This window comes from Kitasatospora sp. NPDC032121, from assembly GCF_055580145.1.
On the sequence record NZ_JBVILX010000015.1, the window covers coordinates 103,884 to 125,438 of the forward strand.

Annotated in this window: 17 protein-coding genes; 10 read left to right on the forward strand and 7 right to left on the reverse strand. The window is 74.1% G+C overall.

Features of this window, described 5'->3' with window-relative positions; genetic code table 11:
• Positions 1–374: 374 nt before the first annotated feature.
• Both ACZ5OX_RS29570 and ACZ5OX_RS29575 read left to right on the forward strand, forming a co-directional pair.
• Positions 375–1,256 carry a DUF3027 domain-containing protein gene (locus ACZ5OX_RS29570; protein WP_465634369.1) on the forward strand — a complete coding sequence of 294 codons (882 nt, stop codon included), beginning with the start codon at positions 375–377 and terminating at the stop codon, positions 1,254–1,256.
• A 172-nt stretch (positions 1,257–1,428) separates the two neighbouring features.
• Positions 1,429–4,725, forward strand: a complete 3,297-nt coding sequence (locus tag ACZ5OX_RS29575; RefSeq protein WP_465634276.1) for a sacsin N-terminal ATP-binding-like domain-containing protein — start codon at positions 1,429–1,431, stop codon at positions 4,723–4,725.
• A 45-nt stretch (positions 4,726–4,770) separates the two neighbouring features.
• On the opposite strand, the gene ACZ5OX_RS29580 is transcribed toward ACZ5OX_RS29575, so the two are convergent.
• Both ACZ5OX_RS29580 and ACZ5OX_RS29585 read right to left on the reverse strand, forming a co-directional pair.
• Complete coding sequence (locus ACZ5OX_RS29580) at positions 4,771–7,230, reverse strand: HAD-IC family P-type ATPase (RefSeq protein WP_465634277.1); 2,460 nt, start codon at positions 7,228–7,230, stop codon at positions 4,771–4,773.
• Positions 7,231–7,282: 52 nt separating this feature from the next.
• The gene (locus tag ACZ5OX_RS29585) at positions 7,283–7,597 is read right to left on the reverse strand and encodes a DUF2530 domain-containing protein (RefSeq protein WP_392882467.1); all 315 of its coding nucleotides are present in this window, start codon (positions 7,595–7,597) and stop codon (positions 7,283–7,285) included.
• A gap of 177 nt (positions 7,598–7,774) precedes the next feature.
• Between ACZ5OX_RS29585 and ACZ5OX_RS29590 the strand changes: the two genes are divergently transcribed.
• From ACZ5OX_RS29590 to ACZ5OX_RS29600, 3 genes are all read left to right on the forward strand, one after another.
• A complete protein-coding gene (locus ACZ5OX_RS29590; RefSeq protein ID WP_465634279.1) occupies positions 7,775–9,235 on the forward strand; it encodes an NCS2 family permease in 1,461 nt (486 codons plus the stop codon).
• Between the two features lie 189 nt (positions 9,236–9,424).
• Positions 9,425–10,348: a DUF4231 domain-containing protein gene (locus ACZ5OX_RS29595; protein WP_449792732.1), complete on the forward strand. Its 924-nt coding sequence runs from the start codon at positions 9,425–9,427 to the stop codon at positions 10,346–10,348.
• A gap of 186 nt (positions 10,349–10,534) precedes the next feature.
• Positions 10,535–12,253: a hydrogenase maturation protein gene (locus tag ACZ5OX_RS29600; RefSeq protein ID WP_465634281.1), complete on the forward strand. Its 1,719-nt coding sequence runs from the start codon at positions 10,535–10,537 to the stop codon at positions 12,251–12,253.
• 102 nt (positions 12,254–12,355) lie between these two features.
• Here the strand turns inward: ACZ5OX_RS29600 and ACZ5OX_RS29605 are convergent, their stop codons facing one another.
• The gene (locus tag ACZ5OX_RS29605; RefSeq protein WP_465634282.1) at positions 12,356–13,249 is read right to left on the reverse strand and encodes an MHYT domain-containing protein; all 894 of its coding nucleotides are present in this window, start codon (positions 13,247–13,249) and stop codon (positions 12,356–12,358) included.
• Between the two features lie 343 nt (positions 13,250–13,592).
• A complete protein-coding gene (locus ACZ5OX_RS29610; RefSeq protein WP_449791426.1) occupies positions 13,593–14,060 on the reverse strand; it encodes a VOC family protein in 468 nt (155 codons plus the stop codon).
• Between the two features lie 120 nt (positions 14,061–14,180).
• On the opposite strand from ACZ5OX_RS29610, the gene ACZ5OX_RS29615 reads away from it, so the two are divergent.
• On the forward strand, positions 14,181–14,615 hold the full coding sequence (locus tag ACZ5OX_RS29615) for a MarR family winged helix-turn-helix transcriptional regulator (protein WP_030235202.1): 435 nt from the start codon (positions 14,181–14,183) through the stop codon (positions 14,613–14,615).
• A gap of 92 nt (positions 14,616–14,707) precedes the next feature.
• Entirely contained in the window at positions 14,708–16,258 is a 1,551-nt protein-coding gene (locus tag ACZ5OX_RS29620; RefSeq protein ID WP_465634284.1) for an MFS transporter, read from the forward strand.
• Positions 16,259–16,301: 43 nt separating this feature from the next.
• On the opposite strand, the gene ACZ5OX_RS29625 is transcribed toward ACZ5OX_RS29620, so the two are convergent.
• Positions 16,302–16,820 carry a GNAT family N-acetyltransferase gene (locus tag ACZ5OX_RS29625; RefSeq protein WP_449791428.1) on the reverse strand — a complete coding sequence of 173 codons (519 nt, stop codon included), beginning with the start codon at positions 16,818–16,820 and terminating at the stop codon, positions 16,302–16,304.
• Positions 16,821–16,866: 46 nt separating this feature from the next.
• Here ACZ5OX_RS29625 and thpR point away from each other — a divergent pair, with 46 nt between their 5' ends.
• Positions 16,867–17,454 (forward strand): RNA 2',3'-cyclic phosphodiesterase, encoded by a 588-nt coding sequence (thpR, locus tag ACZ5OX_RS29630; RefSeq protein ID WP_449791429.1) that lies wholly within the window; start codon positions 16,867–16,869, stop codon positions 17,452–17,454.
• A gap of 244 nt (positions 17,455–17,698) precedes the next feature.
• Here thpR and serC read toward each other — a convergent pair whose 3' ends face one another.
• Both serC and ACZ5OX_RS29640 read right to left on the reverse strand, forming a co-directional pair.
• Entirely contained in the window at positions 17,699–18,817 is a 1,119-nt protein-coding gene (serC, locus tag ACZ5OX_RS29635; protein WP_465634285.1) for a phosphoserine transaminase, read from the reverse strand.
• A 174-nt stretch (positions 18,818–18,991) separates the two neighbouring features.
• The gene (locus tag ACZ5OX_RS29640; RefSeq protein ID WP_360348291.1) at positions 18,992–20,092 is read right to left on the reverse strand and encodes a citrate synthase 2; all 1,101 of its coding nucleotides are present in this window, start codon (positions 20,090–20,092) and stop codon (positions 18,992–18,994) included.
• A gap of 418 nt (positions 20,093–20,510) precedes the next feature.
• Here ACZ5OX_RS29640 and pdxH point away from each other — a divergent pair, with 418 nt between their 5' ends.
• Entirely contained in the window at positions 20,511–21,143 is a 633-nt protein-coding gene (gene pdxH, locus ACZ5OX_RS29645; RefSeq protein WP_449791486.1) for a pyridoxamine 5'-phosphate oxidase, read from the forward strand.
• 144 nt (positions 21,144–21,287) lie between these two features.
• Positions 21,288–21,479 carry an FxSxx-COOH cyclophane-containing RiPP peptide gene (gene fxsA, locus ACZ5OX_RS29650; protein ID WP_392882446.1) on the forward strand — a complete coding sequence of 64 codons (192 nt, stop codon included), beginning with the start codon at positions 21,288–21,290 and terminating at the stop codon, positions 21,477–21,479.
• Positions 21,480–21,555 lie beyond the last annotated feature (76 nt).

Genomic DNA, 21,555 nt, shown 5'->3' on the forward strand with positions numbered 1-21,555 from the left:
CGGCACGGCGTCCGTCTGGTCGGGGCTGCCGGCCTGCGGGACACGCAGTACGTGCTGCGGCGGTTCGGGGTCCGCCACAAGCCCATCCTGCCCCAGAATCGCCGAGCCGACGCGGGACCGGGCTCCGCTCGGCGCGGCCCCGGAACGGCCGTGTCCGCCCCGGACTGTGCCGGGGCACCGACCGGCGGGTAGCCTGCCCAGGGTCGACCCGCCGGAGCGCCGGGGCGCCGGTAGGCCGGTCGAGCGGCGCGGCCGGTACCCGAGGGGGCTCCCGGTCGCGCAGAATGGACGTGGGACACCAAGCCGCGACGGAACAGGCAACACGCCGTGGGCGACAGAAGAACTGGGAGAGAATCGACGCCGTGAGTGCTGCGATGCGAAGCCGTACCCCCGACCGGCTCTGTGCCGAGGCCGTCGAACTCGCCCGCCAGGCCGCCGAGGAGGCCGTCGGTGCGGAGGCCGTCGGGCCGCACCTGGGTGTCCAGGCGGACGCCGACCGCGTCGTCACCCACACCTTCGAGTGCCTTGACGCGGCCTACCGCGGCTGGCACTGGGCGGTCACCGTCGCGCGTGCGCCGCGCGCCAAGAACGTCACCCTGGACGAGGTCGTGCTGCTGCCCGGCGACGACGCGGTGCTCGCCCCGGAGTGGGTGCCGTGGAGCGACCGGCTGCGCCCCGGCGACATGGGCCCGGGCGACCTGCTGCCCACCGGCGCCGACGACCTGCGGCTGGAGCCCGGCTGGACGGGCGAGGACGAGCCCGCGCCGAACTCCGCGGTCGCCCTGGCGGACGACGAGGACATGGTCGTCACCGACCCGCACGTCGAGCCCGCCCCGGCCCGCGCCCGGATCAACGCCGTCGCCGAGGAGCTGGGCCTGGGCCGCAGCCGGGTGCTCTCCCGGCTCGGGCTGCACCTGGCCGCCGAGCGCTGGGAGAAGTCCCACGGCCCGCAGACCGCGATGGCGCAGGCCGCCCCGGCCTCGTGCGCGAGCTGCGGCTTCCTGATCCCGATCGGCGGCTCGCTCGGGCAGGCCTTCGGCGTGTGCGGCAACGAGTTCGGCCCGGCCGACGGCCAGATCGTCTCCTTCGCGTACGGCTGCGGCGGGCACTCCGAGGCGGCCGTGATCCCGGCCCCGCCGGCGCCGTCCGAGCTGATCCTGGACGAGCTGGTGGTCGAGCCGCTCCCGCTGCACCCCGACCGCGCCTCCGGCTCCGTCGAGCCCGACGCCCCCGCCGAGGAGCTCGGCCACTCCTGAGCCCCGTGCCCTCCGCGGCCCGCCCGGTCACCGACCGGCGCGGGCCGCGGTGCTTTCCGGGCGGCGGGAGGGCCGCCGGGGCCGCCGCCGGCGGGGCGCGTGGTCGGGAGCAGTCAGTGGGGCAGGGAAGAATGCCCTACGACGAACAGGGCAGCGGAAGGCGGCAGGTCCAGTGGAACCTCGGATCATCGGCAGCGGCACGGACGAGCACCTCGCGGACCCCTTCGGCAGCGCCGCGCTGCGCCGACGGGTGCTGGCCGCCTGGGCCGCCTCGCCGGCCCGGTTCCGGGAGGACGCCAACGCCGAGGAGGAGCTGGCGCTCGGCGGCTACCGGGACCGCCTGGTGGTCGAGTTGGCGCAGAACGCGGCCGACGCCGCGGTCCGGGCCGGCCAGGGCCCCGGCCGGCTGCGGCTGACGCTCGCCGACGGCGTGCTCGCCGCCGCCAACACCGGCGCCCCGCTGGACGCGGCCGCCGTCGAGTCGCTGTCCACCCTGCGCGCCTCCTCCAAGCGCGGTGAGGAGCCCGCCGTCGGCCGGTTCGGGGTCGGCTTCGCGGCCGTCCTCGCCGTGACCGACGAGCCCGCCGTGCTGAGCGCCACCGGCGGGGTGCGCTGGTCGCTCGGCGAGGCCCGGGCGCTGGTCGGGGCCCAGCCCGAGCTGGCCGACGAGCTGCGCCGCCGGGACGGCCACGTGCCGCTGCTGCGGCTGCCGTTCGCGGCCGAGGGGCCGGCCCCGGCGGGCTACGACACGGTGGTGGTGCTGCCGCTGCGGGACGCCGCCGCCGAGGACCTGACCCGCCGTCTGCTGGCCGGGATCGACGACGCGCTGCTGCTCACCCTGCCCGGCCTGCGCGAGGTCGTGGTGGAGACCCCGGACGGCACCCGCACGCTCACCCGGGAGGCCGCCGAGGCCCGCCCGGACGGGGTCACCGAGGTCACCGTCACCGACGACGCGGGCGGCCGGCCGCGGCGGACGCTCTGGCAGACCGTCGGCGCCTCCGGCACGCTCGCGGCCGAGCTGCTGCTCGACCGGCCCACCGAGGAACGCTCCCGCCCGTACTGGACGGTGACCTGGGCCGTCCCGGTCGGCCCGGACGGCGCCCCGCAGCGGCCCGCGATCGCCTCCGTGCTGCACGCGCCGACCCCCAGCGACGAGCCGGTCGGCCTGCCCGCGCTGCTGATCGCCTCCTACCCGCTGGACTCCACCCGCCGGCACGTCGCGCCCGGCCCGCTGGCCGACTTCCTCACCGAGCGCGCCGCCGACAGCTACGCCGAGCTGCTGCGCGCCCGCGGCGCCGACCTCGGCTCGCTCGGCCTCGTCCCGGCCCCGCTCGGCCAGGGCGCGCTGGACAACGCGCTGCGCGCCGCGGTGCTCTCCCGGCTGCCGGGCACGCCGTTCCTGCCGCACCCGGCGCCGGTCGAGGAGGGCACGCCCGCGCTGCGGCCCCGGGACGCGACGCTGCTGGAGGGCGCGGACGGCTCGGTGGTCGAGGCGCTCTCGCCGATCTTCCCCGGGCTGCTGCCGGCCGGCCTGGAGCGCCGCACCGAGCTGCGGGTGCTGAACGTGCGCCGGGTGCCGCTGGCCGAGGTGGTGGACCAGCTCGGCGGCCTGGACCGCGAGCCCGCGTGGTGGCGCAACCTGTACGCGGCGCTCGGCGCGGCCGACCCGGAGGCGCTCGGCGCGCTGCCCGTCCCGCTGGCCGACGGGCGGACGGTCACCGGGCCGCGGCGCGTCCTGCTGCCCTCCGAGGACGCCGACTGGGCGGCCTTCCCCGGCTATCCCGAGTCGCTGGCGGGCGCGCTGGCCGCGCTGGACCTGCGCCTGGCCCACCCCGAGGCCGCCCACCCGCTGCTGGCCAAGCTCGGCGCCGGCACCGCCACCCCGGCCGGGGTGCTGGACACCCCCGAGGTGCGGGCCGCCGTCGCCCGCTCCTACGAGCTGGCCGAGGACGACCTGGACGCGGCGCTCGAACTCGCCGACGCCGTCCTGGCGTTGGTGAAGGCCGCCGCCCCGGAGCCGGGCGCCCACCCGTGGCTGGCCCGGCTGGCGCTGCTCGACGACGAGGGCGAGCCCGCCCGGGCCGGTGAACTCGTGCTGCCCGGAAGCCCGTTCGCCGCGCTCGCCCGCGAGGAGGACGCCGGCTGGGTGGACGACGAGCTGCTGGAGCGCTGGGGCCCGGAGGTGCTCGCCGCCGTCGGTGTGCTGGCCGACTTCGTGCTGGTGCGCGCCGAGGACGTGGTGCTCGACCCGGACGACCTGGAGCGGCTCGACCCGACCGCGCCGGCCGACCGCGCGGCCGGCGGCCACCCCACCGGCCTGCTGGACGAGGCCCCGGACGGGCTCGCCGAGTGGGCCGAGGACGCGCTGGAGGCCCTGCAGGCCGACGAGGCGATCGGCGTCCCGCCGGTGGCCGCCGAGCTGCTCGCCGTGCGCGACCTCGACCTGGTGGACGACGACGCCTGGCCCCAGGCGCTCGCCGCGCTGGCCCGCCCGCCGTACCGGGACGCCGTGGTCGGCCCGGTGCGCACCCTGCTGCCGGACGGCTCGTACGCCGACCTGCCGCCGTACACCGCGTGGTGGCTGCGCGACCACCCGGTGCTGGCGGGCCGCGAGCCGGCCGGCCTGCGCGCCGCCGGGGCGGACCCATTGCTGCGCGGCCTGTACGACGAGGCCCGCACCACCCTGGACGAGCAGTTCCTGCACGCGCTCGGGGTGCGCACCACGCTGGCCGCGCTGCTCGCCGAGCCGCACGGTCCTGACGAGGTGCTGGACCGGATGACCGACCCGGCCGCCGAGGTCGGCCACCGTCAGCTGCACGGCATCCACACCGCGCTGGCCCGGGTGGACCGCGAGCGGATCGAGCCGCTGGACGTGGTGCGGGCGCTGCCGCCGCTGGACCCGGAGACCGGGCGCCGGCCGGCCCACACCGTGGTGGTGGACGCCGTCGAGGCGGTCGTCGCCGACGCCCCCGACCTGGTCCAGCTGCTGCACCCGTACCCGCTGCTGCCGGTCGCCCCGGCGCTGGCCGCCGACCTCGCCGAGCGGCTGCAGGTGTCGCTGGCCAGCGAGGTGGCGGGCGGCCGGGTGCTGTCCGAGGGCGTGCTGCACCGGGTGCCGGCGGTGGTGCGGGAGCTGCTGCCCGGCTGCCCGGTGGCGTACGAGGAGCACGAGGAGCTGCTGGTCGTCGGGCCGGACGGCGGCGAGGCGGCGGTGGACTGGCGCTGGGACACCGGGGCGCAGGCCCCGGAGCCGCCGTACGACCCGGAGCTGGCCGAGGCCGGCGACGAGGACGACGAGTTCGACGTCCCGCCGGTGCCCGGGCTGCTGCACGCGGCCACCCCGGAGGGCCTCGCCGCCGGGCTGGCCTGGTCGGTCGGGCAGTGGCACCGCCGCTTCGAGGTGCTGGCCGCCCTCAGCGAGCCGGACCGCGCCTACGAGCTCTCGGCCGCCCGGGACTTCGAGGGCTGAGCCGCGCCCCGTGGGCCCGCCCCGGGCGGCGGGCCCACGGGAGGGTCACTCCATGCCGCGGCGCTTCATGACGCGCCAGGCGATCTCCAGGGCGATGCCGCAGACCACCGCGATGGCGACGCCCGTCAGCGGGTCGCGGAAGCCGACCAGCGAGAGGTCGAAGAAGGTCTTCAGCGGGGGCACCACCAGCACCAGCGCGAAGGCGCCGCACATGCTGCCGATCAGCAGCAGGCGCCACCAGTTGTACGGGCGGGCGACGATGGCGAGGACCCAGATGGCGATCAGGAAGAGCGTCAGGGTGGCCACGCTGGTGTCGGCCTTGAGGTCGGTCGCGTGGTCGGCGCGGGCGAGCGCGTAGGCGACGAAGGTGCCGGTGCCGGCGATGACGCCGCCGGGGATCGCCAGCCGCAGCACCCGCTTCACGAAGCCGGTGCGGGCCCGCTCGTTGTTGGGGGCGAGCGCGAGGAAGAACGCCGGGATGCCGATGGTCAGCGAGGACAGCACGGTGGAGTGCCGGGGCAGGAACGGGTACGGCGAATGGGTGAAGATCACCAGGAGGGCCAGCAGGACCGAGTAGACGGTCTTCACCAGGAAGAGTGAAGCGACCCGCTCGATGTTGCCGATGACCCGGCGGCCCTCGGCCACCACGGACGGCAGCGAGGCGAAGGAGTCGTTCAGCAGCACGATCTGGGCGACCGCCTTGGTGGCGTCCGAGCCGGTGCCCATCGCCACGCCGATGTCGGCGTCCTTGAGCGCGAGCACGTCGTTGACGCCGTCGCCGGTCATCGCCACGGTGTGGCCGCGGGACTGCAGGGCCCCGACCAACTGGCGCTTCTGCTGGGGGGTGACCCGGCCGAAGACGCTGGTCCGGTCGGCGGTCTCGGCGAGTTCCTCGGGGTCGGCGGGCAGGGTGCGGGCGTCCAGCGGGTGGTCGGCGCCGGGCAGGCCCAGGTGGCCGGCCACCGCGCCGACCGAGACCGCCGCGTCGCCGGAGATGACCTTGGCCCGGACCCGCTGGCCCTCGAAGTAGCGCAGGGTCTCGGCGGCGTCCGAGCGCAGCCGCTGCTGGAGCACCACCAGGGCGAGCGGGGTGAGGTCGGCCGCCGGGTCGGGGGCGTCCAGCGGGACGGCGGTGCGGCCGAGCAGCAGCACCCGCAGGCCGCGGGCGCCCAGTTCGTCCACCTCGGCCAGGGCCGGGTGCCCGGCGGGCAGCAGCACGTCGGGCGCGCCGAGCAGCCAGCTGGCCTCGCCGCCCTGCGGCTCCAGCAGTTGCACCCCGCTCCACTTGCGGGCGGAGGAGAAGGGCATCGCCTCGATCACCCGCCAGCCGTCGCGGCCAGAGGAGGCGCCGCCGTCGCCGCGCCCGTACGCGTCGATGACCGCCTGCATGGACGGGTTGGGGCGGGCGTCGGCGCCGGCCATCACGGCCAGCGCGTGCTGGACGGTCTCCGGGGCGACGGCGGCGGGCTCCCCGTTCGAGAGCACCCGCAGGTCGATCACGTCCATGCCGCCCTCGGTGAGGGTGCCGGTCTTGTCCAGGCAGACGGTGTCCACCCGGGCCAGGCCCTCGATCGCCGGGAGCTCCTGGACCAGGCACTGCTTGCGGCCGAGCCGGACCACGCCGATCGCGAAGGCGACCGAGGTCAGCAGCACCAGGCCCTCGGGGACCATCGGCACGATGCCGGCCACCATGCGCCGGACGGCCTCCTGCCAGTCCCGGCCCTCGACGGCCAGCTGGCTGATGATCAGACCGAGGGCGGTGGGGATCAGCAGGTAGGTGATGATCCGCAGGATGCTGTCGATGCCGGTGCGCAGCTCCGACTTCACCAGGGTGAACTTGCTGGCCTCCTCGGCGAGCTGGGCCGCGTAGGCCTCGCGGCCGACCTTGGTGGCGGTGAACGCGCCGGCACCGGCCACCACGAAGCTGCCGGACATCACGTGGTCGCCGGGCTGCTTGAGGACCGGGTCGGGCTCGCCGGTCAGCAGCGACTCGTCGATCTCCAGGCCGTCCGCCTCGGCGACCTCGCCGTCCACGATCACCTTGTCGCCGATGCCGAGCAGCACGGTGTCGTCGAGGACGATCTCGGAGACGCCGATCTGCTGGACGGCGCCGTCCCGGCGGACCTGCGGGCGGGCCTCGCCGATCAGGGCCAGGCTGTCCAGGGTCTTCTTGGCGCGCAGCTCCTGGATGATGCCGATCGCCGTGTTGGCCACGATGACCAGGCCGAACAGGCCGTCCTGGAGCGGACCGACGATCAGGATGATGCCGAACATCACGCCGATGATGGCGTTGAAGCGGGTGAAGACGTTGGCCCGGACGATCTCCTTGGTGGACCGGCTGGACCGTACGGGGACGTCGTTGACCTGGCCCTTCGCGACCCGCTCGGCCACCTCGGCGGCGGTCAGGCCGCCGCGCCGGCCGGGCAGCAGACCGAGGGGGTGTGCTCCGTCCGGTCGGTCCCGGTCGGTCGGCCGCTCTTCCGCTGGCTGGTCAGGCTGCGTCATGGCACCGACTCTACGGGCGCCTTATGCCTGATGCGTGCTACTAAAGGACTATTCAGTCCGACCGGGTGGCCGGGTTCTGGCCGTTGTCCTCGGCCGTGTGTTCGGCCGTGTGCGCGGCCGCCTCGGCGGCGCGGCCGCGGGCGATCGCGTCCCGTCGGGCGCGGCAGTACCAGAGGCCGATCAGGCCGAGCAGGCCGCCGGAGAGGCAGATCCACGGCCAGGTGCCGTGGCCGTGCGCGGAGAGGGTGCCCTGGAAGGGGAGCAGGGCGAGGAAGGCGACGAACCACAGCACCGTGCCGCCGCCGACGATGGCGACGTCGTTGGCCTCCAGCGGAGGGGGCGAGGGGTGCAGTGGCGTCTTGGGCATGGGGCCTAGCGTACGGTGCGGCGGGCGGCGGTGCGGGCCCCTCGGCCCCATGCGAGCTCTACGCGCGAAGATAGCGCGTGTGCGATCCGGAAACCATACTTAAAGATCTGCGCCCGGCCACCGTCGCCCCGGGCGTCCACTCCCTCTCCTCAGCTCCCCCACAGAGGACGCACGCACATGCCTGTGGTCCAGCCGACCACCGAGTCGCCCGAACCCGCCGACGCCGCGCCGAAGCCCCCCACGAGCGCCGTCGACCGCTTCTTCCGGATCAGCGAGCGGGGTTCCACCCTGCCGCGCGAGATCCGCGGTGGTGTCGCCACCTTCTTCACCATGGCGTACATCCTGGTGCTGAACCCGATCATCCTGGCCAGCGGCACCGACGTCACCGGGGCCCACCTGAACAGCGGCCAGCTGGTCACCGCGACCGCCCTGACCGCGGGTCTGACCACCCTGCTGATGGGGGTCATCGGCAACGTCCCGATCGGCCTGGCCGCCGGCCTCGGCGTCAACACGATCGTGGCGCTCCAGCTCGCCCCCAAGATGACCTGGCCGGACGCCATGGGCATGGTCGTGCTGGCCGGTTTTGCGATCATGCTGCTGGTCGCCACGGGTCTGCGCGAGCGGGTCATGAACGCCGTGCCGCTCGGTCTGCGCAAGGCGATCGCGATCGGCATCGGCCTGTTCATCAGCCTGGTCGGCCTGGTCGACTCCGGCTTCGTCAGCCGCATCCCGGACGCCGCCCACACCACGGTCCCGCTCCAGCTCGGCGGTAACGGGCACCTGCTCGGCTTCCCGGTGCTGATCTTCGTGGTCGGCCTGCTGCTGACCCTGATCCTGCTGATCCGCAAGGTGCCCGGCGCCATCCTGATCAGCATCGCGGTCTCCACCGCGCTCGCCGCGATCATCGACAAGGTGGCCGACATCCCGGCGCTCAAGTGGGGCCTCACCGTCCCGACCTGGCCGGGCAACCCGGTCTCGGCGCCGGACTTCGGGCTGGTCGGCAAGGTCAGCCTGTTCGGCGGCTTCGAGAAGGTCGGCGTGCTGACCGGCGTGCTGTTCGTCTTCACCGTGCTGATGTCCTGCTTCTTCGACGCGATGGGCACCATCCTCGGCGTGGCCGACGAGGCCCACCTGCTGGACGCGAAGGGCGACCTGCCCGGCATCAACAGGGTCCTGATGGTGGACGGCATCGCCACCGCGGCCGGCGGTGCCACCTCGTCCTCCGCCAACACCTGCTTCGTCGAGTCCACCGCCGGTGTCGGCGAGGGCGCCAGGACCGGCTTCGCCTCGATCGTCACCGGCCTGCTCTTCGTGGTGGCGCTCTTCCTCACCCCGCTCGCCACCATGGTCCCGGCCCAGGCCGCCACCCCGGCCCTGGTCACCGTCGGCTTCCTGATCCTGGCCAACTCGATCAAGGAGATCGACTGGGCCGACTACACGATCGCGATCCCGGCCTTCGTGACCATCGTGATGATGCCGTTCACCTACAGCATCACCAACGGCATCGGCATGGGCTTCATCGTCTTCTGCGTGATGCGCCTGGCCGCCGGCCGCGGCCGCGAGGTCCCGGTCCCGATGTACGCGGTGGCGGCGGTGTTCGCCTTCTACTACCTGATGCCGGCCCTCGGCCTGCTCTGACGCCGTACGGCCCACGCGGCCCCGTCCTCCCCGGCTTCACCCCGGGAGGACGGGGCCGCGGCGTTTCCGCGGGGCGCTCCTCCGGCCGCACCCGTCACCAACGGTCGGAAGTTGTCAAAAATGCGCCCGTGTAGGCGAGTTGGCGATGGGAATACTGGCTGGACGGAGAAGGGGGAGGGGACTCGACCGATGGTGCAACAGGATCCGCCGGGGGGCGTCGAGGCACAGCTTCTGCCGGAGCTGTTCTGGACGACGGACAAGGCATCGCTGGACGGCCAGCGGGAGACGCTGCGCTGGTACCGCGGCCTGATCGCGATGCTGGTGGTCGCCGCGGTGATCGGGTCGTTCCCGGGCCCGGACGACAAGGGCGACTTCGACGTCTGGCCGCTGTTCTCGGTCGCCGCCTTCCTGGTGGCCGGCTACTTCTGGTCCCGGCTGCGCCGGAGCAACCCGCAGGGCCGCTGGTACCAGGCCAGGGCGGCGGCCGAGTCGGTCAAGACGCTGGCCTGGAAGTACACCGTCCGGGCCACGCCGTTCGACGGCGAGGCCGAGTCCGTGGACGTCGACCGCGGCTACCTGCTCCAGGTCGAGGACGTGCTGCGGGCCTTCGAGGATCCGGAGATCGTGCCGCCCGGCAGCGTCGCCGAGATCACCCCGGAGATGCGCCGGCAGCGCGCGGAGAGCCTGACCGCCCGGCGCACCCTCTACCTGCGCGCCCGGGTCGAGGGCCAGCGCACCTGGTACCGCTCCCGGGCCGAGGCCTGCGACTCGCAGGCGGTCTCCTGGGGACTCGGCGTCGCGGTGCTGATCATCGTCGGTGCCGCGGCGGCCGTCGCCCAGGCCACCGGCGCGCTGCCGGTGCACGTCTTCGGCGCCACCTCGGCCGCGGCGGCGGCGATCATCGCCTGGACGCAGCTCAAGCAGCTCGGCCCGCTGGCCGCCGCCTACCAGCTGGCCGCGCGCGAGCTGGAGAACGTCGGCAACCAGCTGTCCGACCTCGACCTCCGGGCGCCGGACGCCGAGGCGCGCTGGGCCCGGCTGGCCGCCGAGGCGGAGGACGCGGTCTCCCGGGAGCACACCACCTGGCGGGCCCGCAGGGCGTTCCCGCGGTAGCGCGGGTCCGCCGGCGGCGGAGGGTACTCGGTGGGAACGGGGAGTTGGGGAGATCCGGCGAAACGCGGGGCACAGGTGTGCGGGGTGCGTGAGAGTGGAGCGCCGAGACACGGGCCGTAATCATTACGTGTCCATGCCGTGGTTTCATCGCCTGCGCGCGACCCCAGTTCCCGCCGGAGGCCCTCCTTGCGCATTCTCCTGATCGCCAGTGCGTTCAACAGCCTGACCCAGCGCGTCCACACCGGACTGCGCGAGCGCGGCCACCGGGTCGCCGTCCAACTCGCCCTCGGAGACGAGGGGATGAGGGAGGCGGTGGCCCGCACCGATCCCGAGCTGATCATCTGCCCGATGCTCACCAGGGCCGTCCCGCAGGACATCTGGTCCACCCGGACCGTCCTGATCGTGCACCCGGGGCCCAAGGGCGACCGCGGCCCCTCCTCGCTCGACTGGGCGATCACCGAGGGGGCGGAGCACTGGGGCGTCACCGTGCTGCAGGCCGTCGAGGAGATGGACGCCGGGGACATCTGGGCCTCCGTCGAGTTCCCCGTCCCCGCCTGCGGCAAGAGCGAGTTGTACCGGGGCGAGCTCGCCGACGCCGCCGTCGAGGCCGTCCTGCTGGCCGTCCAGCGGTACGAGGGCGGGCTGTTCACCCCCGAGCCGCTGGACTACGCCCGGCCGGACGTGCAGGGCGAACCGCGGCCCTTCCTGCGACAGGAGGCGCGCCGGATCGACTGGTCGCGGGACGACACCGCCACCGTGCTGCGCAAGCTGCGCGCCGCCGACTCCCAGCCCGGCGTGCTGGACGAGCTGTACGGGCGGGAGTTCTTCCTGCACGGCGGCCACCCCGAGGACGAGCTGCGCGGACCGGTGCCCGGCGCCGTGCTGGCCACCCGGGACGGCGCGATCTGCCGGGCCACCGTGGACGGCGCGGTGTGGATACCGCAGCTGCGCCCGCGCCGCACCCCCGGCGGGCCGGCCACCTTCAAGCTGCCGGCGGCCACCGTGCTCGCCGACGAGCTGTACCGGGTCCGCGAGGTGCCGGTGAGCCCGGAGGCGGCGAGCCGCCGGGACACCTGGTCGGAGCTGCGCTACCGCGAGGAGGGCGAGGTCGGATTCCTCGAATTCGCCTACGCGGGCGGGGCGATGAGCACCGGGCAGTGCCGCCGGCTGCTCGCCGCGTACCGGAAGGCGGCCGAGCGGCCGACCTCGGTGCTGGTGCTCGGCGCGCCCCGGGACTTCTACTCCAACGGGATCCAGCTCAACGTCATCCAGGGCGCGGCCTTCCCAGCACTGGAGTCCTGGGAGAACATCAACGCGATGGACGACTTCGTCGAGGCGGTGCTGACCACGACGGACAAGGTGACGGTGGCGGCCCTGGCCGGGAACGCGGCGGCCGGCGGGCTGATGGCGGCGCTCGCCGCCGACGAGGTGTGGTGCCGGGAGTCGGCGGTGCTCAACCCGCACTACCGGCTGATGGGCCTGTACGGCTCCGAGTACTGGACGTACACCCTGCCCCGGCGGGTCGGCGCCGAGCAGGCCGAGCGGCTGACCGCCGAGGCGCTGCCGGTCGGTGCCGACCACGCCCGCCGGATCGGCCTGGTGGACCGCACGGTCGGCGGGGACGCGGCCGGGTTCCGCCGCTGGGTGGCCCGCGAGGCCGCCCGGATCGCCGCCGCCCCGGACCTCACGGGGCGGCTGGTGGACAAGAAGCGCCGCCGCGCGGTCGACGAGGAGGCCAAGCCGCTGGCCGAGTACCGGGCGGAGGAACTGCGCCGGATGCACGCCAACTTCTACCGGGCGGGCGAGCCGTACCACGCGCTGCGGCGGGACTTCGTGCACAAGGTCTGCCCGGTGGCCACGCCGGAGCACGTGGCGGGGCTCCTCGGACGTCCCTCGCGGGCCTGACGCGGCGGTACCCGTCGGAACGGGAACGGGACCGGGCGGACGCCCGGCCGGGGTGGGGGGCCCGGCCGGACGCCCGCTCGGGCTCCGCTCCCGCGCCCGGCCTCAGCGCCGGGCCGCCCCGCCCAGTGGCCGCTGCCGCCGCGGGAGCGGCGGCAGCGCCGGCAGCGGCGGGTCGTCCGGGCCGCCCGGGGTGCGCGCGGCCCACCCGGCCCGCTCGGTGGCGGGAGCACGCGGGGGCAGCGGGGCGGCCGGACCGGCCAGCAGGGGCCGGGAGTCGGGTCGGCTCGGTGAGACGGCGAAGGCCAGCGAGCCGAAGAACACGTAGCAGCCGAGCCCGACCCCGAGCGGGAAGACGAACTGGAGCGCCATCACGCCGTCCGCGGTGGAGCGCGAGAAGTCCAGCCGGACGGAGAGCGCCGCCATGCCGGTGTAGTGCATCGCGCAGACCGCCACGCCCATCACCGGGGCGGCCGCCAGTACGGCGAGCGTGCCCCGGATGTTCAGCGCGGCCCAGAGCGCGGCCGTGGCCGCGACCACGGCGATCGCCACCGAGGCCGCCACGGTGGGCCGGTCGTAGTCGAGCCGGCCGGGCAGGACCATCGCGGCCATGCCCAGGTAGTGCATCGCGGCGACCCCGAGGCCGGTGGTCAGCCCGCCGACCAGCAGGGCCGGACCACGGCGCCGCCAGTACCCGACGGTGAAGAGCCCGACGCCGACCACGGCGACGGCGACCAGCAGGCTGAGGACGGTGAGCCCGGGCCGGTAGCTGATCTCGACGCCGGTCACGGAGAAGCCGAGCATCGCGATGAAGTGCATGGACCAGATCCCGGCCCCGAGCGAGGTCGAGGCGAACAGCAGCCAGACGGCCCGGGTGCGGCCCCGGGAGACGAGTGACCAGCGGGCGCTGCGCAGCGCGACGAAGGCGCCGAGGCAGGCGACGAAGTACGAGACCGCCGGTGTCACCCAGCCGTGGTCGGCATGGTGGATCTCACCCAACAGAGCTCCCTGGACGAGGGTTGCGGGCACCGGGACACGGGCGGACGCGGCTGGCCGGGGAAGGCGCGCGGCAACGGGCACCGGAGCGGGAACGCGGTCCCGCGGGGAGGAGCCTGGCATGTGGTGCCCCTGACAAACCGGGAGAGTAGTCAGTGTTCGGCGGATCGCACAATGTTCGCGTTTTTCGTGAAGTCCCAGGTCAGGATGGATCTTTACGCGGCCTGCATGATCCCGGCACCAATCCCTGACACCGCCTGCGCACCGCCCCCGGGTCGCGGTCGGCGCTCACTTCGGCGGTCGGTGGCCCACTCCGGCGGTCGGTGCTCCCCCCGGCGGTCGGCGCTCACTCCAGGGGCGCTAGCCCGAACGGGTGGCCGGCCGGGTCGATCAGCACCCGCAGCGTGCGGCCGTGCTGGTAGGCGGGCTCGGTGGCGCCGAGCGCGAGGGCCCTCTCGGTGGCCTCGTCCAGGTCGTCGACGTAGAAGTCGAGGTGGAAGTGCTTGCTGCCGTCCGGCTCCTTCCACGGCTCCGGCCGGTACCCGGTCACCCGCCCGAAGCCGATCGGGCTGCCGCCCTCGGGGTTGTCCAGGATCGCGAAGTGCTCGTCCGCGTGCCTGGTCTCCCACCCCAGCAGTTCGCCGTAGAACGAGGCCAGCGCGACCGGGTCGGCGCAGTCGATGGTGACCATGGCGAGCCGGGCGAAGCCGGTGTCGTCGGGCTCGGTCCGGGTGGACGGCACGGACGGCTGCGACTGCTCGGACGGCTGCGGCCGTTCGGACCGCCCGGACGGCTCGGTGGCGAGGTCGGACATGGCAGGTCGGCCCTTCTGGGAGTCGAGAGCTGGGGCCCATGACCAATATCGCACCGGGGTGACCCTCTGGCGCGGCGGATCTCATTTTCCTTAGCGAGAGTAATGACGTAGTCTAAAGAGATGCCCGAGATGTCCGAGCAGGACCTCGCAGCGATCAGTCAGCTGCGATCGTCCACGATGCGCCTCTCCCGACGACTCAAACACCAACGGGTGGAGGAGTCGCTGAGTCCCACCGAGATGGGAGTGCTGGGCACCCTCGCCCGGTGCGGGAAGGCGACGCCGGGTGAGCTCGCCCGGAAGGAGCACGTGCAGCCTCCCTCGATGACCAGGATCGTCGCGATGCTGGAGGAGAAGGGGCTGGTGCGGCGCGAGCCGCACCCCGAGGACCGCCGCCAGGTGGTCGTCAGCAGCACCGAGCAGGCCGAGACGATCCTCGCGGAGAGTCGTCGACGCCGGAACGTCTGGCTCGCCGAGCTCGCCCAGGGGCTCGACGAGGAGGAGTGGGCCGTCCTCAGGGAGGCCGCGCCCGTGCTCTACAAGCTCGCACACCTCTAGGCACACCGAATCCGGCCAGCCGCCGGAAGAACGAGGAGCACTGCATCACCGCAGGACCGACCACTGACACCAGGAGCGCGACGGCCACCGCCATGGCCGTCGCGCCGCGAGGGGAGACCACCGTGACACCGCCGGCCGCAGCCAGCGCCGCCGCCATCCGTACCGACGATCCGACCACCGACCCCGCCGCGGCGAGCGCCGCGGCCGCCGACGCCCAGGCACCCGCCCCCACGGGGCTGCCCGGCAACGGCGACGACGACCCCGACGAACGCACCGCGGCGGACCCCGCCGCTCAGGGCCGCACCCACTCGGCCGCGTCTCCCACAGGTGCCGAATTCACCCGGCCCGGGGGGATGTTCTCCTCACTGCGCGTTCGCAACTACCGCTACTACTTCGCCGGCCAGGTGGTGTCCAACACCGGCACCTGGATGCAGCGGATCGCCCAGGACTGGCTGGTGCTGAGCCTCACCGGCAGTCCGCTCGCGGTCGGCATCACCACCGCCATGCAGTTCCTGCCGATGCTGCTGCTCGGCCTGTTCGGCGGCGTGCTCGCGGACCGGATGCCCAAGCGCCGGCTGCTGATCTACACCCAGGGCGCGATGGGCCTGCTGGCCGCCGGCCTCGCGGTGCTGACCGTCGGCGGCGTGGTGACGCCGTACTACGTGTACTTCTTCGCGCTGCTGCTCGGCCTGGTCACCGTGGTGGACAACCCGACCCGGCAGGCCTTCGTCTCCGAGATGGTCGGGCCCAAGGACCTCGCCAACGCCGTCAGCCTGAACGCCGCCAACTTCCAGACCGCCCGGCTGGTCGGCCCCGCCGTCGCGGGCCTGCTGATCGCCGCGGTCGGCAGCGGCTGGGCGTTCGCCGTCAACGCGCTGTCCTTCGCCGCCGTGATCGGCGGGCTGCTCGCGATGCGGGAGAGCGAACTGCGCCCGACCGAGCCGATCGCCCGCGAGAAGGGGCAGTTGCGCGAGGGCCTGCGGTACGTGAGGGAGCGGCCCGAGCTGCTCTGGCCGATGGTGCTGGCCGGGTTCATCGGCACCTTCGGCTTCAACTTCCCGACGCTGCTCTCCGGTTTCGCGTACGACACCTTCGAGGTGGGCGCCGGCCAGTACGGCCTGCTGAACACCGCGATGGCGATCGGTTCGCTGACCGGCGCGCTGCTCGCCGCCCGCAGGGGCGTGCCGCGGCTGCGCCGGCTGGTCGGTGCGGCGCTGGCCTTCGGCGCGCTGGAGGTGGTCGCCGCGTTCGCGCCCGACTACTGGACCTTCGCGCTGCTGCTGATGCTGATCGGGGTGTTCGGGCTGAGCTTCAACACCTCGGTCAACTCCACGCTGCAGCTGGCCACCGACCCCGAGATGCGCGGCCGGGTGATGGGCCTGCTGGTGCTGGTCTTCACCGGCGGCACGCCGATCGGCGCCCCGATCGTCGGCTGGGTGACCGCCTCGTACGGGCCCCGGCTCGGCCTGCTGGCCTGCGGACTGGTGTCCGCGGCGGCGGCCGGCGTGGTGGGCCTGGTGCTGGCCCGCAGCGCGGACCTGCGGGTGCGCTTCGACCTGCACCCGGGCCGCGGCGGCCGGGTGGTGGCCTTCGTGCCGCGGACCGGAGCGGCGAGCAAGTCGGAGCTGGCCCCGGCCTGCTGACGGAACGCCGGGCCCCCGGACGTGTCCGGGGGCCCGCGGTGGGTCAGAGGCGGATCTCCAGCACCTGGCCGGGCCAGACGCCGTTCGGCTGGTCGACCTCGAACGCCACGGTCTCGGTGAAGCCGAGCGCCCGGTAGCGGCCGACCAGCTTGCGGTCGGCGCCGCCGTAGCAGTCCACGCGCAGCAGGCCGATGCCGCGTCGGCGGGCCTCCTCGACCGCGTCGGCGATCAGCGCGGCGCCGATGCCGGAGCCCTTGCGGTCGCGGTCGGTGACCAGGTTGCGGACGTACAGCTCGCGCTCGTCCACGGCGGGGATCCACCGGCCGCGGTCCTCGGAGAGCACGCAGCAGCCGACCGTACGGCCGTCCTCGTCCACGGCGAGGCGGATCAGGAACGGCTCCTCGGCGTACGAGGAGACCTGGTCGATCCGGGCCTGGATGGTGCTGAACGGCTGGTCGCCCCACTGGCCGGTGCGGCCCTGGGCGGTCAGCCAGGAGACGGCGCCGTCGAGCAGCGACAGGATGTCGGGGACGTCCGCGGACCCCCCGTTGCGGATCTTCATGGGAGAACGTTCTACCCCAGCCGGCCGGGCGCGGGAAGATGGGCCCATGAGGTTGTTCGTGGCGGTGCTGCCGTCGGTCGAGGCGTTGCAGGGGCTCGCCGACGCGGTCGCGCCGGTGCGGGAGCTGCCCGGGGCGGAGCGGCTGCGCTGGACCGGCGTCGAGGGCTGGCACCTGACCCTGGCCTTCCTGGGCGAGGTGCCGGCCGGGAGCCTGCCGGAGCTGGAGGCGGGCCTGGCCGCCGTCGCCGAGGTCCACCCGGTGCACCGGCTGCGGATCGCGGGTGCGGGCCGGTTCGGCGACCGGGTGCTCTGGGCCGGGGTCGAGGGCCAGGCCTGGGCGCTGCGGCGGCTGGCCGACGCCGTCACCGGGGCCACCGCCGAGGTCACCGGGGCGACCGACGACTTCGCCTTCCACCCGCACCTCACCCTCGCCCGGGCCGGCTCCTCGCGCGGTCACCGGCGGGCCGTGCAGCGGGTCGCGGCGGCCGAGCTGGACGGCCTGGTGGCGGCGCTGGCCGACTACCGGGGGCCGGAGTGGGACGCGGCCGAGCTGCACCTGGTGCGCAGCGACCTGGGCGGCGGCTTCGCGCACTACGAGACGCTCCGCTCCTGGGCGCTGGCGGACTGGAGCTGAGCTCCCCGAGAGGGCCCGGCAAGGGGCCCGGGCGGAGTACGGGATGAGCCGGAGGTACGCTCGTTGACCGTGGATCCCAAGACTCGTATGCGCATCGTCTCCGGCACCCTGGTGCTGATGCTGGTCGTCGTGCTGATCAGCTCGCTGGTCGGCCGCTAGGCACCTCCGGCCTCCCGGCCCCGGAACGGCGAGAGGGCCACCGCCCGTCGGCGGTGGCCCTCGGCCGTGTCCTCGGGGGACGGGGTCAGAGCTGCTCGACCACGTAGTCGATGCAGTGGGTGAGCGCCTCGACGTCCGCCGGGTCGATCGCCGGGAACATCGCGATGCGCAGCTGGTTGCGGCCCAGCTTGCGGTACGGCTCGGTGTCCACGATGCCGTTGGCACGCAGTGCCTTGGCGACCGCCGCGGCGTCCACCGACTCGTCGAAGTCGATGGTGCCGACCACCTGGGAGCGCTCGGCCGGGTTCGCCACGAAGGGGGTGGCGTAGGAGGACTTCTCGGCCCAGGAGTACAGCCGGGACGAGGAGTCGGCGGTGCGGGCGACCGCCCAGTCCAGCCCGCCGTTGCCGTTCATCCACTCCAGCTGGTCGGCCAGCAGGAAGAGGGTGGAGAGCGACGGGGTGTTGTACGTCTGGTCCTTCGACGAGTTGTCGATGGCCGTCGGCAGCGAGAAGAACGGCGGGATGTAGCGGCCGGAGGCGGCGATCTCGGCGGCGCGCTCCAGGGCGGCCGGGGAGAAGGTGGCCAGCCACAGGCCGCCCTCGGAGGCGAAGGACTTCTGCGGGGCGAAGTAGTAGACGTCCGTCTCGGTGATGTCCACCGGCAGGCCGCCGGCGCCCGAGGTGGCGTCCACCAGCACCAGCGAGCCCTCGTCCGCGCCGGCCGGGCGCCGGATCGGCATCGCGACGCCGGTCGAGGTTTCGTTGTGGGTGAGCGCGTAGACGTCCACGCCGGCCTCGGCGACCGGCAGCGGGTGGGTGCCCGGGGCGGTCTTGATCACGCTCGGCTCGCCGAGCCAGGGCGCGGCCGCGACCGAGGAGGCGAACTTCGAGGAGAACTCGCCGAAGTCGAGGTGCTGGGACTTCGCCCGGACCAGGCCGAAGGCGGCGATGTCCCAGAAGGCGGTGGAGCCGCCGTTGCCGAGGACGACCTGGTAGCCGTCCGGCAGCGAGAAGAGGCTGCTCACGCCCTCGCGCACGCGCTTGACCACGTTCTTGACCGGGGCCTGGCGGTGTGAGGTGCCGAGCAGGGAGGTCTGGGTGGCGGCGAGGGCACTCAGGGCCTCGGGGCGCACCTTGGACGGTCCGCAGCCGAAACGGCCGTCTGCGGGCTTGATGTCAGCGGGGATCTGGATCTGAGCCACGGGCGCAGCCTACCGGCCGGGGGCCCGGCGGAGGTACGGCCGTCCGCCCGCTGAGACTGGGGTCCCGGCCGTCCCGGAGCCACCCGGGGACGCGCGGCAGCGGGCCCGGCCGGAGCCGGACCCGCTGCTCAGGGGCACTGACCGGACGCTCGTCCGGTATCGCGCCGCGGGGGATCAGTGGGCGATGGCGTCCCAGCCCTCGATCTCCTCGGGGCGGCGCGGGCCGGGGCCGACGTAGCGCGCGGAGGGGCGCACGAGCCGGCCCGTGCGCTTCTGCTCCAGGATGTGCGCCGACCAGCCCGCCGTGCGCGCGCAGGTGAACATCGAGGTGAACATGTGCGCCGGGACCTCGGCGAAGTCCAGCATGATGGCGGCCCAGAACTCGACGTTGGTGGCCAGCACGCGGTCGGGGCGGCGGTTGTGCAGCTCCTCCAGCGCGGCCTTCTCCAGGGCCTCGGCGACCTCGAAGCGCGGCGCGCCGAGCTCCTTGGCGGTGCGGCGCAGCACGCGGGCGCGCGGGTCCTCGGCGCGGTAGACGCGGTGGCCGAAGCCCATCAGGCGCTCGCCCTTGTCCAGCGCGTTCTTGACCCAGGCGGTCGCGTCGCCGGTGCGCTCGATCTCCTCGATCATGCCGAGCACGCGGGACGGGGCGCCGCCGTGCAGCGGGCCGGACATCGCGCCGACCGCGCCGGAGAGGGCGGCCGCGACGTCGGCGCCGGTGGAGGCGATGACCCGGGCGGTGAAGGTGGAGGCGTTCATGCCGTGCTCGGCGGCCGAGGTCCAGTAGGCGTCGACGGCCTTGACGTGCTTCGGGTCCGGCTCGCCGCGCCAGCGGATCATGAACCGCTCGACGACCGTCTCGGCCTTGTCGATCTCGCTCTGCGGGACCATCGGCAGGCCCTGGCCGCGGGCCGACTGGGCGACGTAGGACAGGGCCATCACGGCGGCCCGGGCGAGGTCGTCGCGGGCCTGCTCGGCGTCGATGTCCAGCAGCGGCTTGAGGCCCCAGACCGGGGCGAGCATGGCGAGGGCGGACTGCACGTCGACGCGGATGTCGCCGGAGTGCACCGGGATCGGGAACGGCTCCGCGGCCGGCAGGCCGGGGTTGAACTTGCCGTCCACCAGCAGGCCCCAGACGTGGCCGAAGGAGACGTTGCCCACCAGGTCGTCGATGTCGACACCGCGGTACCGCAGGGCGCCGCCCTCGCGGTCGGGTTCGGCGATCTCGCTCTCGAACGCGACGACTCCCTCAAGCCCGGGTACGAAGTCGGACATGCGACGGCTCCTTCAGTTCTGCGATCGGCGCTCCGCCGTGGTGGGGCGGCGCGCCAGTGACCGAATGGTGTTTGGCACTCGGTGCCAGAGTGACAGGCACGGGGTGCATTGCGCCATACACCACCGTGGTGATGTTTCCCGTCGTCCCGCTTGACTTTCCCGCGGGCGGGCCGGCCCCGCCCGGGGAGGCCGCGGAACGAAACGCCCGGTTCCGGACAATTCCCTGCAGGGTGGGCGGCCGACCGGTGGCGGGTCACCTCGTCTCCCACCGAGGTTTGTCCGGAGGTAGCGGTGCCCGTTGCTTGTCGTACGGGATGATGTTGGCGTGCAGACCCCGGATCGCGCCCAGTCGACGCCCCTGAGCCCCGCCAACCGGATCCTGGCCGACGAGGCCCGCCCAGGCCCGGACCTCACCGTGATGCGCAAGCACTACAGTCACGAGGGCCTGGTCGAGGAGCAGCTCGCGCCCGAGCCGATCGGCCAGTTCACCCGATGGTTCCACGAGGCGGACGACGCCGGCGTGGTGGAGCCCAACGCGATGGTGCTCTCCACCGCCGACGCCCAGGGGCGGCCCAGCTCCCGCACCGTCCTGCTCAAGGGCTACGACCTGCGCGGCTTCGTGTTCTTCACCAACTACGGCTCCCGCAAGGGCTCCGAGCTGGCCGCCAACCCCTACGCGGGGCTGCTGTTCCCGTGGATCGCGCTGGCCCGCCAGGTGATCGTCCAGGGCCGGGTGGAGAAGGTCGGCCGGGACGAGACCGCCGCCTACTTCCGCACCCGCCCGCACGGCTCCCAGCTGGGCGCCTGGGCCAGCGAGCAGTCCAGCCCGGTCGACAGCCGGGAGGTGCTCGAACGGCGCTACGCCGAGCTGGAGCGCCGCTACCCGGAGGGCGAGGGCGTGCCCGTCCCGCCGTTCTGGGGCGGGTACCGGGTGGTCCCGCAGAGCGTCGAGTTCTGGCAGGGCCGGGAGAACCGGTTGCACGACCGGCTCCGCTACGTCGCCGACCCCGCCGCCCCGACGGGCTGGCGGGTGGAGCGGCTCTGCCCGTGATCCGTTCGGCCCATCAGCTCCGCGCGGCGCCCGCGCGGAGCTGATGGGGCGTCACTCCCCGGGTGTAGGATGCCCGTCGCGGACCTGGGTCGATGCACCTTCGGCCAACAGCCCGCTGTGCCGACACGATCGAGTGAGGGACTGATGGGCGTCACCGGTGCGGAAACCGCCGCTGGACTCGGCTCTGACCTGGTCGACGTCGCCGCCCTGTCGCTCGACGAACTCGAAGCCCTGCCCGACACCGTCCTCGGCGACCTGCTGCGCCGGGTGGTCGCGGACGCCCTGACCCCCGGCGCCGAGCCGCTCGCCGCCTTCCAGTCGGCGCTCGACCGGTAGGTCGCCCCGCCGCCGGCATCCCGCCCGCGGCACCCCGCCGGAGGGCCCCGCCGGCAGCGCTCGACCGGTGGCACCC

Excerpts from the sequence above, each read along its gene's own strand:
- ACZ5OX_RS29570 (WP_465634369.1), top strand. The coding sequence starts at position 375 with ATGCGAAGCCGTACCCCCGACCGGCTCTGTGCCGAGGCCGTCGAACTC.
- ACZ5OX_RS29580 (WP_465634277.1), bottom strand. The coding sequence starts at position 7,230 with ATGACGCAGCCTGACCAGCCAGCGGAAGAGCGGCCGACCGACCGGGAC.
- ACZ5OX_RS29585 (WP_392882467.1), bottom strand. The coding sequence starts at position 7,597 with ATGCCCAAGACGCCACTGCACCCCTCGCCCCCTCCGCTGGAGGCCAAC.
- ACZ5OX_RS29590 (WP_465634279.1), top strand. The coding sequence starts at position 7,775 with ATGCCTGTGGTCCAGCCGACCACCGAGTCGCCCGAACCCGCCGACGCC.
- ACZ5OX_RS29595 (WP_449792732.1), top strand. The coding sequence starts at position 9,425 with ATGGTGCAACAGGATCCGCCGGGGGGCGTCGAGGCACAGCTTCTGCCG.
- ACZ5OX_RS29610 (WP_449791426.1), bottom strand. The coding sequence starts at position 14,060 with ATGTCCGACCTCGCCACCGAGCCGTCCGGGCGGTCCGAACGGCCGCAG.
- ACZ5OX_RS29615 (WP_030235202.1), top strand. The coding sequence starts at position 14,181 with ATGCCCGAGATGTCCGAGCAGGACCTCGCAGCGATCAGTCAGCTGCGA.
- ACZ5OX_RS29620 (WP_465634284.1), top strand. The coding sequence starts at position 14,708 with ATGGCCGTCGCGCCGCGAGGGGAGACCACCGTGACACCGCCGGCCGCA.
- ACZ5OX_RS29625 (WP_449791428.1), bottom strand. The coding sequence starts at position 16,820 with ATGAAGATCCGCAACGGGGGGTCCGCGGACGTCCCCGACATCCTGTCG.
- thpR (WP_449791429.1), top strand. The coding sequence starts at position 16,867 with ATGAGGTTGTTCGTGGCGGTGCTGCCGTCGGTCGAGGCGTTGCAGGGG.
- ACZ5OX_RS29640 (WP_360348291.1), bottom strand. The coding sequence starts at position 20,092 with ATGTCCGACTTCGTACCCGGGCTTGAGGGAGTCGTCGCGTTCGAGAGC.
- pdxH (WP_449791486.1), top strand. The coding sequence starts at position 20,511 with ATGCGCAAGCACTACAGTCACGAGGGCCTGGTCGAGGAGCAGCTCGCG.
- fxsA (WP_392882446.1), top strand. The coding sequence starts at position 21,288 with ATGGGCGTCACCGGTGCGGAAACCGCCGCTGGACTCGGCTCTGACCTG.